This is a genomic window from Pseudonocardia charpentierae (assembly GCF_031845345.1).
Taxonomy (GTDB): domain Bacteria; phylum Actinomycetota; class Actinomycetes; order Mycobacteriales; family Pseudonocardiaceae; genus Pseudonocardia; species Pseudonocardia charpentierae.
In genome coordinates this window covers 1-16,391 of the sequence record NZ_JAVREJ010000005.1, presented here as the reverse complement: position 1 = coordinate 16,391, position 16,391 = coordinate 1, and the positions used below count along the sequence as shown (strand labels likewise).

Below are 16,391 nucleotides of genomic sequence, written 5' to 3'. Positions count from 1 at the left end.
AAGCCGGTCCGGTGCGACGTGGGCCACAGGTTGTCAGCTCGACCGTGTGATCGACACCGTCGTTCTCATTGCGTGAGAGGCGAGGCTCACCTAAGAGAGCGGCAAACCCGCAGCGATCAGCCGACCGCGGTCGCCGGCCCCCGCAGACCGGCACCGACCCGCGACGCGACCTGGCGCAACCGGGCCGTCAGCCGGTCGCCGTCGCCGGCGAACCGATGGGGCTGCGCGGACACCGCCACCGCGCCGAGCAGGGCGGAGTCACCTCCGCGGACCGGTACGGCCGCGCACGCCCAGCCGGCGAGGAACTCCTCGTGCTCCCACGCGATCCCGCGGCGGGCGATGGCGTCGAGCTCTTCGTCAAGGGTGGGACGTTCGGTGATCGTGTTCGCGGTCAGCGCCCGCAACCCGTGCCGGGCGAGGTACATGTCGCGTTCGGCGGTGGACAGGTCGGCCAGGAGGATCTTCCCGAAGGCGGTGGCGTGCGGGGCCTCGTGGAAGCCGAAGCGCATCGGCTGGAGCCGGGGACAGTCCGGCGAGTCGACGACGTGCACGATCACGAGTTCCGCGCCGCGCAGGATGCTGAGGTACGCCGCGAAGCCGGTCGACTCGTGCAGCCGGCCGATCTCGTCGGTGAGCGCGCGGGAGAGCCCGACCTGGCGATGCAGCGACAACCCGAGCCGGTGCAGCTTGTAGCCCAGCTCGTAGCGGCTCTCACTGCGGATGTGCACGAGGTAGTCGGTGTCGACCAGCTCCTTGGCCAGCCGGTAGACGGTCGGCAGCGGCAGGCCGAGCGCGGCGGACAGCTCACGGGCACTCGCGCCGCCGCGTTCGGCGACCAGCTCAAGAATGCCGAGGGTCCGCTCGACCGGACCGCGGCGTGCCGCGAGCGTCACGGCCGCCATCGTGCCGCAAAGATTCACGTCTGTCGCCGGTCCGACCTGCTCGCCCGTGCACCCGTGACGGTGACGAGCCCCGTCACGACACCCGCGGCGATGAAGCCGGCGCCGACGTCCCATCGCAGCAACGCCGCGCCGGTCGCTGCGCCGACGAGGATCAGGACGACGGCGGCGACACGTCGCACGGTGCCGCCGCCCGTGCCGGAACCGAGCACCGACTCCGACGCGAGCCCGGTGAGGGTCGAGGTGACGACAACCGTCGGCACGTCCTTGACGGCGAGGAAACGGGCGGTCGCGGGCCTGCACGCCCATGGCGGCTCCGACGACGGCGACGACGCCGACCTGCACGGGACGATCGTCCGCCCGGAGCCCGGTCAGCAGGCCGACACCCACCACCCACTCGACGAGCGCGGTGACGGCGAAGAGGCCCGTCACCCGGCGCGTCCACCCGCCGTCGGCGCCCTTGAGCACGCGGCCACCCCCCGCGGCTCCGGCGACGAAACCCGCGAGGGCCACGAGCGGGCCGAGGACGGGCAGCTCGTCCGCACCGAGGAGCGCCATCCCGAGGATCACGACGTTCCCGGTCATGTTGCCGGTGAAGACTCGGTCGAGACCGAGGTAGCCGACCGCGTCGATGATCCCCGTGGCGAACGTGAGCGCCAGCATCAGCGCGAGGTGCACGCTCGCCGTCGGCGCGTGGCGCAGCCTCGTGATCATGTCCTCGCCTTGCTCACGTCTGCGCCCGACGGACGAGCAGGAGCCCCGCCGCCGCCAGTGCAAGGGCGACCGGGACGAGCCCGAAGGCGGCCGTCAACGACGTCGCGTCCGCGAGCGTCCCGACCGTGAGGGGCGCGAGCAGTACGGCGAACGACGTCGCTCCCACCGCCCGCCCGCTCGCCAGCACCGCCCGTTCAGGAACGAGGCCGACCGTCACCGACAACCCCATCGGGAACAGGTTGCCCAGCCCGAGCCCGAGCACCGACAGGCCGACCAGCGCCTGAACGGGTCCCGTCGACGGCCACAGGATCCCGAACCCCACGGCCGTGACGACGAGCGCGACCGCGAACAACCGCTCCGGATCGTGGCGGCGCGCCAACCGGCTGCCCGCGGTGCGCCCGACCACCACACCGCCGAAATAGCCGGCCATCAGCGCGATGGCGGAGTCGCTCGACACGCCGGCGGCGTCTTCGACGAAGGTCGCGCCCCAGGCGGTGATGCACCACTCGGCCGAGGTGGCGCAGAACAGCATCGCGGCGGAGATCCAGAACACGGCGGGCAGACGACCGTGCACCACCTGCGACAGGGGCGGCGCGTCGATCGCCAGCCGCCGGTTTCCCCACCACACGAGCGCCAGGACCACGAGCGAGGCCAGCAGCGCGACCCGCCACCCCACACCCACCGCGGCGGTCAGCGACAGCACCCCGATCAGCACCACGTAGGCCACGCTCGCGGCCACGTTCGCCTCGGTCAGCGCCACCGCGCGACGCTCGCCGTGGTGATCGGCGAGCGTCGCCTGGATCGCCACCAGCAGCAGCCCGCCGCCCAGGCCCATGACCAGCACCGAGCCGATGGTCACCGCAGCGATGCGCCCTGCCGTCAACCCGATCACTCCCACGCCCATCAGCGCAGCCGCCGACCAGAACAGCGTGCGCCTCCCGAGCCGGCGCTCGAGCTGCGCGGAGATCACTCCGGCGAGGAGGCTCCCGGCGGCGAACGCCGCGATGTGCAGCCCGCCCGTCGAGTAGCTCAGGTCCAGCTCGTCGCGCAGGTGGACGATGACCAGCCCCGGCGCCGCCTGCAGGTAGGCGAACCAGCCCAGCATCACGTACGCGACCCACGTGAGCCGATCACGACGGAAATCCGCCTGCACCACGCGGCCGCCCCTCGGTGATCGACGTCGTCCGACGGGTACAGGTTGACGTCGTGTGCGACGAACGTCCACATTGAGTCCGGCGCGCACAGCCGCCTCTTCGACCCCGCCCCCCGCCGAGGAGTGCCATGTCCGCCGATCCACATCCGCCGACCGTCGAGTCGTCCACCTCGACGTCCGGATTGCCCGGTTTCCTGTTCAGCGGCGAGGGCTGGCCGTACCTGCTCGTGCCGTTGATCCCGGTGGCGGTGGTGCTGGAGTTCACCCACGCCGGCGCGACCTGGGTGTTCCTCGCGTCGGCGCTCGGGGTGATCCCGACCGCGGCACTGATGGGCCGGGCGACCGAGGAGCTCGCCGCGCGGTCAGGGCCCGGCATCGGCGGGTTCCTGAACGTCACCTTCGGCAACGCCCCCGAGCTGATCATCGCCCTGTTCGCGCTCGGCGCCGGCCTGCACGAGGTCGTCAAAGCCTCGCTGGTCGGGTCGATCCTGGGCAACATCCTGCTGGTGATGGGCGCATCGATGCTCGCGGGCGGAGCCAAACGGGACCGGCAGAACTTCGAACCACGTGCCGCCTCGGCACAAGCCCTGCTGCTCCTGCTCGCCACCGTCGCGCTGATCATGCCGGCGATCTTCGAACTCGTGCAGGGCCCCGGACTGCCCAGTCCCCGCGACCAGGCCGTCGCCTACCCGTCCGACGTGCTGTCCCTCTCGGTCGGGGTGGCGATCATCCTGCTGCTCTCCTACGCAGCCGGCCTGCTGTTCTCCCTCAAGACCCACGCGCACCTGTTCAACCCCGCCCACGACGAGGACGACCACGGCGGCGAACCCTGGACCGTGAAACGCAGCGTCACCATGCTCGCGATCGCCGGCGTCGCGGTCGGGTTCATGTCCGAGATCCTCGTCGGGTCGATCACCGAGGCGTCGGAGTCGATCGGGCTCTCGCCTTTCTTCGTCGGCGTGATCGTGGTGGCGATCGTCGGCAACGCCGCCGAGCACTGGGTGTCGGTCTACTTCGCCGTCCGCAACAAGATCGACCTGTCGATCAACATCGCGGTCGGGTCCGCCGCGCAGATCGCCCTGTTCGTGGCCCCGGTGCTGGTGCTCTCGTCGTTCCTGATCGGCCCGTTCCCCATGGCGCTCGTCTTCAACGGGTTCGAGATCGGAGCGATCTTCCTCGCGGTACTCATCGCCCAGGAGATCACCCAGCGCGGCGACACCACCTGGTTCGAAGGGCTGCAACTGCTGGCCGTGTACGCGGTGCTCGCGCTGACGTTCTTCTTCGTCTGAGCGGGCGTCGCGGCCCGGTCGCGGCATTTCCTCGCACGCAGCCCTGCGGAGGGCGTGACTTAGGCCGACGGGCGTCCCTATGGTGGAGATGCCGGATGGACCAAAGGCGGTTCTCCACCATGAGAGACGTACATCGGCTCGAGCCCATGTCGGCCGGCAACCCGGCCAGGGGCACCGTGTTCGCGGCCTGGGAACGGTTCGTGCAGGGCGAAGACCAGGTCCCGGGTGTGCGGCCCGAGGTCGCGATCTCCTGGCATCGCTGCCGGGAGCAGTACCGGGTCGACCCGCACCTCACCGAGGCACCGGTCGCCGTCGCGGAGATCGACCACACGCCCGAACACGACGTCGTGTTCGCCGACCTGGGGTTCCGGGCCGCCTCGGTGGCCCACGACGTGGGCAGCGTCGGCGGCGTCGTCACCGTCACCGATGCCACGGGCCGCATCCTGGTCGAGTGGGGAGACCCGACCACCCTCGCCCGGGCCGCCGAGGCCAACATGGCGCCCTGGTTCTGCTGGTCCGAGTCGGCGACGGGCACGAACGGCATGGGCACGGCTCTCGAGGCGCACGGCCCGGCGCTGGTCAGGGGTGCGGAGCACTGGTGCCAGGCGTTCCACGACTGGGTCTGCGCGGGCATCGCGGTGCGTGACGTGGTGACCCGGGAGCCGATCGCGGTCCTGAACATCTCCTGCTGGCGCAGTGCTCTTCCCGCGGGCGCGGGAGGGTGGCTGGGCAACGCGGTCACCAAGACCCAGTGCACGCTGAGGCGTCGCGCCCGCGACAGCGGGACCGAGCTGGTGGCGGCCTACACGCTGGCCAGGGCACGTTCCGGTGTCGCGATGGCGGCGATGGACACGGCAGGGAAAGTGGTGATCGCCGACGAGACGGCGAGCGTCCTCATGGGCGTCCCGGCCTCCACTCCCGCGCTCGACCCCACGGTGCGCTGGCAACCCGGGCTGCCGGAGTTGATCAGCGCCGCGCAGTACGCCACCCGCCAGGCGGCCCGCAACCCCGGTTGGGTCGGCTCGACGCAGATCTTCACCCACCTCTCCGACGAGCCGACACCGATCAGCATCCGGCCCGTCTTCCTGTCCGGACACCTGATCGGGAACCTGGTCCTGTTCGGCGCGACGGAGGGGGCCCCGCTGCCCCAGGAGGGGCCCGCGCACCCGCTGGCGCCGCACCCACGGCGGGTGGTCGCGACACGGGAGAACCGGATGGTGCTGCTGCACGTGCCCGAGGTCTGCTTCGCGGAGTCGGAGGGGAACGACGTGTGGTTGTCCACCGACCAGGGACGGCTGCGCGCTGCGGCGCCGGGCCTGGACAAGCTGGACGGCGAGCTGGCGGGCGCCGGATTCCTGCGGGTGCACCGCCGGTACGTGGTCAACATCGAACGCGTCCGGGAGGTCGAGCGGGGACGTGGCAGTGAGCTCTCCCTGGTCATGGACGACGGGGTGAGCAGCGTCGTGCCGGTGTCCCGGCGAAACGCGGCGGCGGTGCGCCGCGCGCTCGACATCTGACGGCGGCGGCGCGATGAGCGAGCTTGCGAGCGAATCCATGTCACAGCGCCTGCGCGAAGCGCCGACCGAGCGCAACGAGGGAGTGCGATGAGTGAGACGAGCGGCGGCGGACTCGGCCTCCCTGCACCGGCGCCGCGCCGCGCCGCCACTCCCGGGGGCCCGAGCAACCGCGACTGGTGGCCGTACCGGCTCGATCTGTCGATCCTGCGGAAGCACCCCGCCGCGGCCAACCCGCTGGGCCCGGACTTCGACTACGCCGCGGCGTTCGGGACCCTCGATCTCGACGCCCTCGCGAGGGACGTCGACGAGGTGCTGACGACCTCGCAGGACTGGTGGCCTGCCGACTTCGGCCACTACGGGCCGCTCATGGTCCGGATGACCTGGCACTGCGCCGGGACGTACCGCGTCGCCGACGGCCGGGGCGGCCCCGCGATGGGCATGGAACGCTTCGCGCCGCTGAACAGCTGGCCGGACAACCGCAACCTCGACAAGGCGCGCCGGCTGCTGTGGCCGGTGAAGAAGAAGTACGGCCGCACGATCTCCTGGGCCGATCTAATGGTCTTCGCGGGCACCCGCGCCCTGGAGACCATGGGGTTCCGGACGTTCGGCTTCGCCGGCGGCCGGGCGGACGTCTGGGAACCCGAGGAGATCGACTGGGGTCCGGAACGGGCCTGGCTCGGTGACGAGCGGCACCGCGGTGTCCGCGATCTGACGGGTCCGTTGGCGGCCGACCAGATGGGCCTGATCTACGTCAACCCGGAGGGCCCGAACACCGTCCCGGACCCGCTGATGTCGGCACGGGACATCCGCGAGACGTTCCGCCGGATGGCGATGGACGACGAGGAGACCGTGGCGCTGATCGTGGGGGGCCACACGTTCGGCAAGACCCACGGCGTCGCCGATCCGGACACCTACCTCGGCCGCGAACCGGAGGGTGCTTCCCTCGAGGAGCAGGGCCTGGGTTGGAAGGGCAGCTACGGCACCGGGAGGGGGCCCGACACGATCACCAGCGGCCTCCACGGCACGTGGACCCGCACCCCGACCAGCTGGGACAACAACTTCCTCGAGACGTTGTTCGGCTACGAGTGGGACGTGGCGCTGAGCCCGGCCGGCCTGTGGCAGTGGGTGCCGCGGAACGGCGGCGGTGCCGGCACCGTGCCGGACGCCCACGACCCGTCGACGAGGCACGCCCCGACGTTCCTGACGACGGACCTGGCACTGCGGTACGACCCGGGCTACGAGCCGATCTCGCGGCGGTTCCTCGAACACCCCGACGAGCTGGCCGACGCCTTCGCCCGGGTCTGGTTCAAGCTGACGCACCTCGACATGGGCCCAGTCCAGCGCTACCTCGGGCCGCTCGTCCCGCAGGAGGCGCTGATCTGGCAGGACCGCGTCCCCGCCGTCGACCACGAGCTGGTCTCGGCCGACGACGTCGCGGAACTCAAGCGCCGCATCCTCGGCTCGGGGCTCACGGTCCCCGACCTCGTCGCCACCGCGTGGGCCTCGGCGTCGACGTTCCGCACGAGCGACAAGCGTGGCGGCGCGAACGGGGCCCGCATCCGGCTCGAACCGCAACGGACCTGGGAGGTCAACGACCCCGACGCGCTGGCGCAGGTGCTGCGCGTCCTGGACGGCGTCCGGGAGGCCTTCAACGGCGCGCAGACCGGCGGCACGAGGATCTCGCTGGCCGACCTGATCGTGCTCGGCGGCTGTGCCGCCGTCGAAGAGGCCGCGGCGAACGCCGGCCACGACGTGCGGGTCCCCTTCACTCCCGGACGCACGGACGCGACGCAGGAGCAGACCGACACGGCGTTCTTCGCGGCGACGGAGCCGGTTGCCGACGGGTTCCGCAACTACCGTCGGAAAGGCGGCCGGTTGCCGTCGGAGTTCCTGCTGGTCGACAGGGCGAACCTGCTGGGCCTGACCGCGCCCGAGATGACCGTGCTCGTCGGTGGGCTGCGCGTGCTGGGTGCCAATACCGGGCGATCCCCGTCGGGCGTCTTCACGTCGACGCCCGGGGCACTCACCAACGACTTCTTCGTCAACCTGCTCGATCCGGGGACCGAATGGACGGCGACCTCCAAGGACGCGGAGACCTTCGAGGGGCATGACCGGTCCACGGGCGAGGTCGTGTGGACGGGCAGCCGGGTCGACCTCGTCTTCGGCTCGGACTCCGAGCTGCGCGCCGTCGCGGAGGTCTACGCCAGTGACGACGCGCGCGGGCAGTTCGTCTCCGACTTCGTGGCCGCGTGGAACAAGGTCATGAATCTCGACCGGTACGACCTCAGCTGATCGTTTCTTCGTCGTGGTCCGGCAGCGGGTACGAACGGTAGCCGTCGGCTGACGAACGGCGTGACCCGTAATCGCCCCTTGTCGCCCTGGTGGCCCCGGCGTAACGTCCGCCCGGTCTCACAACGTGATTGCGATCACACGCTGCATGATCCTTTTAGTGCGCGTCGCCACGGCGATCGCCGCCATTCATCGTGCTGATTTATACATTCAGAACGTCTTAATCGACCGACGTTGACAACGAGGATCTCGATGAGGAGGTGAGGCCCGATGACCACCCTGCATGAGCGAGCTGACCTGCTGAGCAAGCTCGGGCTGGACGTGCAGAACAAAGCGGCCTTGGGCCAGGTGCTCGGGACCGGAAGAATTGGTGAGGCCACCGAAAGGTCCGACGGGAAGATGGAGGCGACAATCCGGATCCGGCCCGACGAGATCGCCTGGGATCCGTCGATCCTGGTCATGCCGCACGGCGGCGACATCGAACTCACGCTCATCAACGACGACCTGAACACGCACTGCGCGCTTCTGCCCAACAATGGCGACCGGAAGTTCATCTGGCTGGTCAACCATTCACGTGGGCGGGCCTCTCTCAACCTTGACGGCCCGGGCTACTACTGGTTCAGCTCGCCCACGGGCAACGACGAAGGCCGCGGACTGACCGGCTGCATCGTCGTACTGGGCGACGTCCCGCCGGAAGCCCGGCTCGACCGACCCGACCAGCCCCGACCGTGAGGAGGAGCACGACATGACTGTCGAGTACGTGGACGCGGGCGAGGCCATCAACCAGGGACTGCTCAACTACAAGACCCCTGGCGCCGACGTCGCACCGCCCGTGACGCAGAACGTCGACTACGAGCGCATCCTCAACGCCCGCGAGGAGCCACAGAACTGGCTCACCTACTACGGCGCCTACGACGGGCAGCGCTACAGCCCGTTGGACCAGATCAACACCGAGAACGTCAAGCGCCTCGTCCCGGCGTGGGTCTTCCAGGCCGGGACGACCGGCCTCATCGCGGGTGCGTCGACCTACTCGTTCGAGGCCGCGCCGATCATCGTCGACGGGATCATGTTCGTCACCGGCTGGGACGGCTGGATCTGGGCCATCGACGCGGCGACGGGCGTGGAGATCTGGCGGTACAAGCACGCGGTTCCGTTCGACGTGTCGCTGTGCTGCGGGAACGTCAACCGCGGATGTGCAGTGGCGAAGGGCAAGGTCTTCTTCGTCACGGCGAACGCCCACGTGATCGCCCTCGACGCGACGAACGGGAAGCGTGTCTGGGACCGGACCTACGGCGACGTGCGGGCCGGTGAGAGCGCCACGTGCGCGCCGCTGGTCGTAAAGAACATGGTCATCGTGGGCAGCTCGGGCGGCGAGTTCGGCACCCGCGGCCACCTCGACGCGTTCGACGTCGACTCCGGCGAGCACCAGTGGCGCTGCTACATGGTCCCGAAGCCGGGCGAGCCCGGCTCGGAGACGTGGCCCGCCGACGGGGAAGCCTGGCAGCGGGGCGGCGCGAACTGCTGGCTCACCGGCACGTTCGACCCGGACACGAACCTGCTGTACTGGGGCACCGGCAACCCGGCGCCCGACTTCGACGGCGGGGTGCGCGAGGGCGACAACCTCTACACCGACAGCGTCGTCGCCGTCGACGCCGACGCCGGCCAGATCCGCTGGCACTACCAGTGCACCCCGCACGACGTGTGGGACTACGACAGCATCGCCGAGTGCATCCTGTTCGAGAAGGACGGGCGCAAGCTTCTCGGGCACTTCGACAAGAACGGCTACTTCTTCGTCCTGGACCGCACGAACGGCGAACGGGTCTCGATCACACCCTTCGTGGACCGGATCACCTGGGGAGCGATCACGCGGGACGGCCAGGTGACGGCCAAGGTCTACCCCGACAAGGAAGGGGACCCGGTCCACTTCTACCCGGGTCCGGCCGGCGCCAAGGAATGGACGCACGCGGCCTACAGCCCGAAGACGGAGCTCTTCTACGTGCCGGTCCAGGACACCGGCGCGACGGCCACCCGACGACGCCGGGAGTTCAAGGAGAGCATCCCCTACTGGGGCGCGGGTGTTCAGGTGGACATCGAGGACATGGCGGGATCCATCAGCGCGTTCGACGCCAACGGCGACGAGAAGTGGCGCTGGCGCAACGACCTCCCGATGTGTGCGTCGGTGCTGGCCACGAACGGTGACCTGGTGTTCGCCGGAGCGCCCTCGGGCGAGTTCGTCGCGCTCGACGCCCGCACCGGGGAGCAGTTGTGGAAGTTCCAGTGCGGTAGCGGCCACCACAGCAGCCCGACGACCTACAGCGTGGACGGACGGCAGTACATCGCGGTGCCGGTCGGCTGGGGCGGATGGGCCGAGGGGTTCCTCCCCGGCATGCTCGGCGCCGGTCACGGGAGCGCACTGATCGCCTTCGCACTCCCTGAGTCGTAGCCCTGCCCAGAGACTGCCGAGCACCGGCAGAGAGGAGGTGGATCCATGGAGTCCCAGCTCGATGTGTGGGAGACGCCCGAGTTCGACGAGATCGGAGTCGCGCCTGAGGTGACCATGTACATCGCCCAGATGGAGGAGTAGGAGCACACGGCGCGGCGTCGGACCCCGGTCCGGCGCCGCCCGTCCGTCACGGGGAGATCGACGTGTGGTTGCGGGTGCTGGGTTCGGCGGCGGGGGGCGGTTCCCCGCAGTGGAACTGTGGCTGCCCGGTGTGCGCCGCGGTCCGCTCCGGGGCGGGCGTCGCGCGCACCCAGTCGTCAGTCGCGGTCAGTGCCGACGGCCGGTCGTGGTTTCTGATCAACGCCTCACCCGACGTCCGTACCCAGATCGAGGCCTCCCCCGCCCTGCACCCGCGCGGCGACCGGGCCACGCCGCTGGAGGCGGTGCTGCTCACCGACGCGGAGCTGGACCACACGCTGGGCCTGCTGCTGTTGCGTGAGGCGCGCGCCGTCACGTTGTACGCGACGCCGGCGGTGCAGAAGACACTGCGCGACGGCTCGGGGATCCTGAGCCTGCTCGAGCGCTACTGCGCGGTCGAGTGGCGCGCGGTCGTCCCCGGCGCCGACCTTCCCCTCGCCGACGGGCTGTCGTGCCGGGCGTTCGACGTGCCCACCGCGAAGCGCGATCGGTTCGGCACCGGGGTGGACCACGGCCGCGTCGTGGGCTACCGGCTGACCGACGAGCGCAGCGGCGGGACGCTCGTCTACCTGCCGGGGGTCCAGGCGCTGACGCCGGGCGTGCGCGCGGAGATCGAGGGCTGCGACTGCCTGCTGATCGACGGCACCTGCTGGCGTGACGACGAGCTGGTCCGGCTCGGCCTGGCCGGCAAGACGTCCCGGGAGATGGGCCACCTGCCCATCGACGGCCCGGACGGCAGCCTGGCGCAGCTCCCGTCGCTCGGCGTCGGGCGGACGATCTTCATACACATGAACAACACCAACCCGGTCCTGCTAGCGGGCACGCCCGAGCGGCGTGCCGTCGAGGACAGCGGAATCGACGTGGCCGTGGACGGCCTCGAGGTGGAGGTGTGAGCCCATGACGACGACCGAGACCGACTTCGTCGAGATGCTGCGGGCCCACTCGAGGCGCTACCACGACCAGCACCCGTTCCACGTCCGGATGAACGCCGGTCGACTGAGCCCGGCGCAGCTCCGTGGCTGGGTGGCCAACCGCTTCTACTACCAGGAGAACATCCCCCGCAAGGACGCGGCGATCCTCTCCAACTGCCCGGACCTCGAGGTCCGCCGCCGCTGGATACGCCGGATCGTCGACCACGACGGCGCGGCTGCCGGAGAGGGTGGGATCGAGGCGTGGCTGCGCCTCGGCGAGGCCGCCGGGCTGACCCGCGAAGAGATCACCGACCACCGGCACCTGGTGCCCGGCGTCCGGTTCGCGGTCGACGCCTACGTGAACTTCACCCGGACCCGCCCGTGGGTGGAGGCCGTGGCGTCGTCGCTCACCGAGCTGTTCGCCCCCGACCTGATGGCGGAGCGGCTGGCCGCGTTCGAGCGGTGGTACCCGTGGATCGACTCCGACGGCCTCGCCTACTTCCGCGCCCGCCTGGAACAGGCGCCCCGCGACTGCGAGCACGCCCTCGAGGTGGTCACCACGCACTGCCTGTCCGCCGAGTCGCAGGCGCGCGCCGTCGATGCGCTGTCGTTCAAGTGCGACGTGCTGTGGAGCCTGATGAATGCCATCGACCAGGCCTACCCGGAGTGACGCCGTGGACCTCTCGGATCGCCCCCGGCTGGCGCGCCACGTCCGGCTGAGCTTCTGCCGGATCCGCCAACGGCCCATCCTGCAGCTGCCCGAGACGGTGGTGGTGCTGAACGCCAGCGGCGCGACGATCCTCGAGCTGTGCGACGGGGAGCGCACCGTGGCCGGGATCGTGTCCGAGCTGGGCGCGCGGTATCAGACCGTCCCCGACGACGAGGTGCAGCGGTTCCTGACCAGGCTCGCCGCCCGCCGCTGTGTAGAACTCTCCGGGTAGGAGCTCACGCATGGACAGCCCCTTCGGTCTGCTGGCCGAGCTCACCTACCGCTGCCCGCTGGCCTGCGCCTACTGCTCCAACCCGCTGAACATGGCCGACTACACCGACGAGCTGACCACGGCCGAGTGGCAGCGGGTGCTGGTCGAGGCCGCCGACCTGGGCGTGCTGCAGTGCCACCTGTCCGGTGGGGAGCCGCTGCTGCGCCGCGACGTGGTGGAGATCGTTGCTGCCGCGAACGGGCTGGGCCTCTACACCAACCTCGTGACCAGTGCGCTGGGGCTCTCGCGACCGAAGGCCGAGCAGTTGCGGGCCGCAGGCCTTGACCACGTGCAGGTCAGCATCCAGGCCGACGAGCAGGCGGTGTCCGACCGGATCGCCGGCACGCCCTCCTTCCGCCGCAAGATCGAGGCGATGGCGCTGGTCAAGGAGCTGGGCTGGCCGCTCACCGTGAACGTCGTGCTGCACCGGCAGAACATCGACCGCATCGCCGACGTGCTCGGGCTCGCCGAGGAGGTGGGCGCGGACCGGGTGGAGCTGGCCAACACCCAGTACTACGGCTGGGCCTGGCGCAACCGTGACGCGCTGCTGCCGAGCCGGGCGCAGCTCGAGGCGGCCGAGGTCGTCGTGCGGGCGGCGCGCGAGCGGTTGCGGGACCGGATGGACGTCATCTACGTCATCCCCGACTACTACAGCCGCTACCCGAAGCCGTGCATGGGCGGCTGGGCCGCGCGGCAGCTGACCGTGACGCCGAACGGCGACGTCCTGCCCTGCCCTGCCGCCCAGTCCCTGCCGTTGCCGCGGGCCAATGTGCGCGACGCTGCGCTTGCCTGGATCTGGGCCGACAGCCCGGTGATGACCGCGTTCCGCGGCACGGACTGGATGCCCGACCCCTGCCGGAGCTGCGACCGCCGTGAGCTGGACTTCGGCGGGTGCCGGTGCCAGGCGTTCCAGCTCACCGGCGACGCCGCGCGCACCGACCCGGTCTGCCACCTGTCTCCCGACCACGACCTCGTGGTCGACGCGGTGCGGGCGGCGAACGGTGAGCGGCCGATCGACCTGGTACTCGTCCCCCGCCCCCACCGCTGACAGGAGCGTGTCGCGTGACGTCGATATTGATCTTCGCGGCCGGCGCAGCGCTGTTGATCTACAGCGCCGAGAAACTGATCGTCTACCTCGTCGGCGCAGCGAGCGGTCTGCACGTGTCGGTGTTCCTGCTGGCCATCGTGTTCACCGGGATCGAGTTCGACGACGTCGCCTTCGGGGTCGTGCTGAACGTGGACGACCTCGGCGGCGTCGCCCTCGGCACCGTCTTCGGAACGGCGATAGCGATGACCGGGGTCGTCCTCGCGCTCGCCGCCATCATCACCCCGACCAGAGTGAACATCCCCCGCAGCTACATCGTGCTGTTCGCCGTGTCACCGCTGCTGATGGTTCCGTTCATCCTGTCCGGACCCATGACCGCGACGAGCGGCGTGGTGCTCGTGCTGCTGTTCGTCGCGTTCATCGGCTACGTCGCGAGCAAGGAGCTCCGGAGCACCACCCCGGTCTTCCGGAACGCCGAGATCCTGGAGAAGATCGAGGTGGGCGGCGGTGGGGCGCCACCGGTCGCCGCCGCCGGCACGGACCGACCCACCGACGAGCCTCCCTTCACGGTGACCGTGCCCTTCGACAAGACCCGGCCGCTGCCTGGCTGGGCCGGTATCGCGCTCGCGGTGGTCGCCCTCGTCGGCCTGGTCGCCGGGGCCGCGATCATGAGCCTCGGGACCGAGGGCATCCTCGAGGAGTACGAGATCGGGGCCACGCTCTTCGGCGCGACCGTCGCCACCCTGGTGCTGACCATCGAAGACGTCTTCCTGACCGTCGAGCCCACCCGCAGGGGCGCACCGGAGATCGGGGTCGGCAACGTCATCGGCAGCGTCGTCTTCGGTGTGACCGCGAAGCTCGGCATCATCCTGCTTGCCGGGGGCAGCATCGCGGTCGACGACGACGTGCTGTCGTGGCACCTGCCGGTGCTGGTGGTCATGACGGCGCTGTCGGCGTACTTCATCAGCACGGGACGGCTGCGGCGCTGGCACGGTTTCGTGCTTCTCGCGCTGTACATCGCCTACTGGGGCGTCAGCTTCACGATGCTCGGCGAGGCCCCGATCGAGATGGACTGACCCCTCGCGGATCAGTCCGTGGTCGTGGTCGGACGTGCCGGGCCGAGCAGTCGCTCGAGCAGGTACGGGTCGCCGGGCCAGGCGTCGAGGAGGACCTGGCGAGGAACGGTGCGGCCCGCGTACCGCAGCAGCAGCGCGACGGCGATGACGTCGTCCAACGGGCCGATCACCGGCAGGAACTCGGGGATCAGGTCGATCGGCGACAGCACCCACAGCACCGCGATCAGGAGTGCGACCTTCGCGCGGCGCGGCACCCGCGGATCCGTGCGGAGCGTCCGCATGGCCGTCACGCAGTCGGGCAGGAACCCGGCGAGATCCTTCGCCACCCCGGGCGGCAGCCGACGGGCCAGCACGATCAGCACCAGCCAGGAGACGACCACCACGGCAACGGCGATCAGGACCGCTTGCAGCCAACCGGGCATCGCCACTCCACCTCGACGTCGGAGTCCCCCAGTGTGACCGAGCAAGTGCGATTTCCGACCTCACACCGCTCGTCCATCGCCATCCGGCACCCTCGCGGGGCAGGGCTTGATCAGCGGAGCACCAGTCGGGTCCTGAGCCCACTGGTGCTCCGCTCGGGACGACCCGACCGCCGGCCCGGTCAGTCGAGGCAGAACTCGTTGCCCTCGGGGTCCGTCATCACGATGTGGCCTGCACTCATCGGCGGTTCGGGTTCGTAGCGGCGCACCCGCGTCGCTCCCCGGGCGACGAGCCGGTCGCACTCGGCCTCCAGCGCCGCCATCCGCTCCTCGCCCTGCAGCCCGGGGGCCACGCGGACGTCGAGGTGGACGCGGTTCTTGGCGACCTTGTCCTCCGGCACCTGCTGGAAGAACAGGCGCGGGCCGACCCCGTCCGGGTCCTCGACGGCCGATCTCGTGTTGCGCTGGTCCTCCGGTACACCGAGGCGCGCGAGGAAGTCGTCCCACGCGGCCAGTGCGTCGGCGCCCTCGGGCAGGTCGACCCCGGGCGGGCCGGGGTGCACATAGCCCAGTACGTCGCGCCAGAAGGACGACAGAGCGCGTGGGTCGTGGGCGTCGAAGGTGACCTGGATGTGGCGGCTCACCGGCTGCTCCGTTCGTCGCGGGATTCGTGGCGGAGGTTGGACACGTGGTACCAGGAGCCGGCGGCCGCCCGGATCCGGGGTGGAGCCGCTGATTCTCGCTAGGCTCCCGCCATGCGAGGCCGTGATGGCTGACGCCGACGACGTTCGGCGGCTGGCGCTCGCCCTCGAGGGCGTCGTGGAGATCCAGTCCGAGGGCTTCGACTTCCGTGTCGACGGCAAGGGTTTCGTCTGGTCGTATCCCGAGCGGGTGCCGGGCAGGCGGCGGACCATCCGTACCGATATCGCGGTGCTGTACGTGGGTGACGAGGCGGAGAAGCAGGCCCTGCTGCTCGGGGAGCCACAGCTCTTCTTCACCACCCCGGCCTACGACGGCTTCCCGCTCGTCATGGTCCGGCTCGACCGGGTCGACGCCGATCGGCTCGCAGAGCTCGTCACCGATGCCTGGCGCATGCGCACCAGTCCCACCACAACCGCCCCGGTGCGTCCGCACCGGATCCCGACCGCAGGAGACACGCCATGAGCACGCTCGTCGTCGGAGTTCCGAGCGAGATCAAGGACAACGAGAAGAGGGTGGCACTCACCCCGGACGGCGTCACGGAGCTGGTGCACAACGGCCACCAGGTCGTCGTGCAGGCCGGAGCCGGCATCGGGTCCCGGTTCCCCGACGAGGAGTACGCCACCGCCGGGGCCAAGATCCTCCCCACCGCCGACGACGTGTTCGCCGCGGCCGACCTGATCGTCAAGGTCAAGGAGCCGGTGCCCGCCGAGTACCACCGCTTCCGCCCCGGCCAGCAGCTCTTCACCTACCTCCACC

At 70.4% G+C, this 16,391-nt stretch carries 16 protein-coding genes and 1 pseudogene; 13 read left to right on the top strand and 4 right to left on the bottom strand.

Annotation, left to right across the window (positions count from 1 at the left end; all coding sequences use genetic code 11):
- Window positions 1-116: 116 nt before the first annotated feature.
- Window positions 117-1,613: an IclR family transcriptional regulator domain-containing protein gene (locus tag RM445_RS32730; RefSeq protein WP_311555783.1), complete on the bottom strand. Its 1,497-nt coding sequence runs from the start codon at window positions 1,611-1,613 to the stop codon at window positions 117-119.
- A gap of 13 nt (window positions 1,614-1,626) precedes the next feature.
- A complete protein-coding gene (locus RM445_RS09460) occupies window positions 1,627-2,769 on the bottom strand; it encodes an MFS transporter (protein WP_311555782.1) in 1,143 nt (380 codons plus the stop codon).
- A gap of 125 nt (window positions 2,770-2,894) precedes the next feature.
- Between RM445_RS09460 and cax the strand changes: the two genes are divergently transcribed.
- The 11 genes from cax (at window position 2,895) to RM445_RS09405 (ending at window position 14,514) form a co-directional block, all read left to right on the top strand.
- Entirely contained in the window at window positions 2,895-4,055 is a 1,161-nt protein-coding gene (gene cax, locus RM445_RS09455; protein WP_311555781.1) for a calcium/proton exchanger, read from the top strand.
- A gap of 119 nt (window positions 4,056-4,174) precedes the next feature.
- Window positions 4,175-5,572 carry a DNA-binding protein gene (locus RM445_RS09450; protein ID WP_311555780.1) on the top strand — a complete coding sequence of 466 codons (1,398 nt, stop codon included), beginning with the start codon at window positions 4,175-4,177 and terminating at the stop codon, window positions 5,570-5,572.
- 87 nt (window positions 5,573-5,659) lie between these two features.
- Window positions 5,660-7,864 (top strand): catalase/peroxidase HPI, encoded by a 2,205-nt coding sequence (katG, locus tag RM445_RS09445; RefSeq protein WP_311555779.1) that lies wholly within the window; start codon window positions 5,660-5,662, stop codon window positions 7,862-7,864.
- Window positions 7,865-8,131: 267 nt separating this feature from the next.
- Window positions 8,132-8,593, top strand: a complete 462-nt coding sequence (locus RM445_RS09440) for an MSMEG_3727 family PQQ-associated protein (RefSeq protein WP_311555778.1) — start codon at window positions 8,132-8,134, stop codon at window positions 8,591-8,593.
- A 13-nt stretch (window positions 8,594-8,606) separates the two neighbouring features.
- Complete coding sequence (locus RM445_RS09435; RefSeq protein ID WP_311555777.1) at window positions 8,607-10,304, top strand: PQQ-dependent dehydrogenase, methanol/ethanol family; 1,698 nt, start codon at window positions 8,607-8,609, stop codon at window positions 10,302-10,304.
- A 45-nt stretch (window positions 10,305-10,349) separates the two neighbouring features.
- On the top strand, window positions 10,350-10,445 hold the full coding sequence (gene pqqA, locus RM445_RS09430) for a pyrroloquinoline quinone precursor peptide PqqA (protein WP_311555776.1): 96 nt from the start codon (window positions 10,350-10,352) through the stop codon (window positions 10,443-10,445).
- A 62-nt stretch (window positions 10,446-10,507) separates the two neighbouring features.
- A complete protein-coding gene (gene pqqB / locus RM445_RS09425; RefSeq protein WP_311555775.1) occupies window positions 10,508-11,395 on the top strand; it encodes a pyrroloquinoline quinone biosynthesis protein PqqB in 888 nt (295 codons plus the stop codon).
- 4 nt (window positions 11,396-11,399) lie between these two features.
- A complete protein-coding gene (pqqC, locus tag RM445_RS09420) occupies window positions 11,400-12,083 on the top strand; it encodes a pyrroloquinoline-quinone synthase PqqC (RefSeq protein WP_311555774.1) in 684 nt (227 codons plus the stop codon).
- A 4-nt stretch (window positions 12,084-12,087) separates the two neighbouring features.
- Window positions 12,088-12,354, top strand: a complete 267-nt coding sequence (pqqD, locus tag RM445_RS09415; protein WP_311555773.1) for a pyrroloquinoline quinone biosynthesis peptide chaperone PqqD — start codon at window positions 12,088-12,090, stop codon at window positions 12,352-12,354.
- A gap of 10 nt (window positions 12,355-12,364) precedes the next feature.
- The gene (gene pqqE, locus RM445_RS09410) at window positions 12,365-13,441 is read left to right on the top strand and encodes a pyrroloquinoline quinone biosynthesis protein PqqE (protein WP_311555772.1); all 1,077 of its coding nucleotides are present in this window, start codon (window positions 12,365-12,367) and stop codon (window positions 13,439-13,441) included.
- A gap of 14 nt (window positions 13,442-13,455) precedes the next feature.
- Window positions 13,456-14,514: a sodium:calcium antiporter gene (locus RM445_RS09405; RefSeq protein ID WP_311555771.1), complete on the top strand. Its 1,059-nt coding sequence runs from the start codon at window positions 13,456-13,458 to the stop codon at window positions 14,512-14,514.
- An 11-nt stretch (window positions 14,515-14,525) separates the two neighbouring features.
- Here RM445_RS09405 and RM445_RS09400 read toward each other — a convergent pair whose 3' ends face one another.
- Entirely contained in the window at window positions 14,526-14,936 is a 411-nt protein-coding gene (locus tag RM445_RS09400; protein WP_311555770.1) for a YkvA family protein, read from the bottom strand.
- A 179-nt stretch (window positions 14,937-15,115) separates the two neighbouring features.
- The gene (locus RM445_RS09395; protein ID WP_311555769.1) at window positions 15,116-15,577 is read right to left on the bottom strand and encodes a VOC family protein; all 462 of its coding nucleotides are present in this window, start codon (window positions 15,575-15,577) and stop codon (window positions 15,116-15,118) included.
- A gap of 124 nt (window positions 15,578-15,701) precedes the next feature.
- Between RM445_RS09395 and RM445_RS09390 the strand changes: the two genes are divergently transcribed.
- The gene (locus RM445_RS09390) at window positions 15,702-16,097 is read left to right on the top strand and encodes an MmcQ/YjbR family DNA-binding protein (RefSeq protein ID WP_311555768.1); all 396 of its coding nucleotides are present in this window, start codon (window positions 15,702-15,704) and stop codon (window positions 16,095-16,097) included.
- Window positions 16,094-16,391: pseudogene (locus tag RM445_RS09385) on the top strand (alanine dehydrogenase); the annotation flags it as partial. The gene RM445_RS09390 and the pseudogene RM445_RS09385, both read left to right, overlap by 4 nt.

Excerpts from the sequence above, each read along its gene's own strand:
- RM445_RS32730 (WP_311555783.1), bottom strand. The coding sequence starts at position 1,613 with ATGATCACGAGGCTGCGCCACGCGCCGACGGCGAGCGTGCACCTCGCG.
- cax (WP_311555781.1), top strand. The coding sequence starts at position 2,895 with ATGTCCGCCGATCCACATCCGCCGACCGTCGAGTCGTCCACCTCGACG.
- RM445_RS09450 (WP_311555780.1), top strand. The coding sequence starts at position 4,175 with ATGAGAGACGTACATCGGCTCGAGCCCATGTCGGCCGGCAACCCGGCC.
- katG (WP_311555779.1), top strand. The coding sequence starts at position 5,660 with ATGAGTGAGACGAGCGGCGGCGGACTCGGCCTCCCTGCACCGGCGCCG.
- RM445_RS09440 (WP_311555778.1), top strand. The coding sequence starts at position 8,132 with ATGACCACCCTGCATGAGCGAGCTGACCTGCTGAGCAAGCTCGGGCTG.
- RM445_RS09435 (WP_311555777.1), top strand. The coding sequence starts at position 8,607 with ATGACTGTCGAGTACGTGGACGCGGGCGAGGCCATCAACCAGGGACTG.
- pqqA (WP_311555776.1), top strand. The coding sequence starts at position 10,350 with ATGGAGTCCCAGCTCGATGTGTGGGAGACGCCCGAGTTCGACGAGATC.
- pqqC (WP_311555774.1), top strand. The coding sequence starts at position 11,400 with ATGACGACGACCGAGACCGACTTCGTCGAGATGCTGCGGGCCCACTCG.
- pqqE (WP_311555772.1), top strand. The coding sequence starts at position 12,365 with ATGGACAGCCCCTTCGGTCTGCTGGCCGAGCTCACCTACCGCTGCCCG.
- RM445_RS09400 (WP_311555770.1), bottom strand. The coding sequence starts at position 14,936 with ATGCCCGGTTGGCTGCAAGCGGTCCTGATCGCCGTTGCCGTGGTGGTC.
- RM445_RS09390 (WP_311555768.1), top strand. The coding sequence starts at position 15,702 with ATGGCTGACGCCGACGACGTTCGGCGGCTGGCGCTCGCCCTCGAGGGC.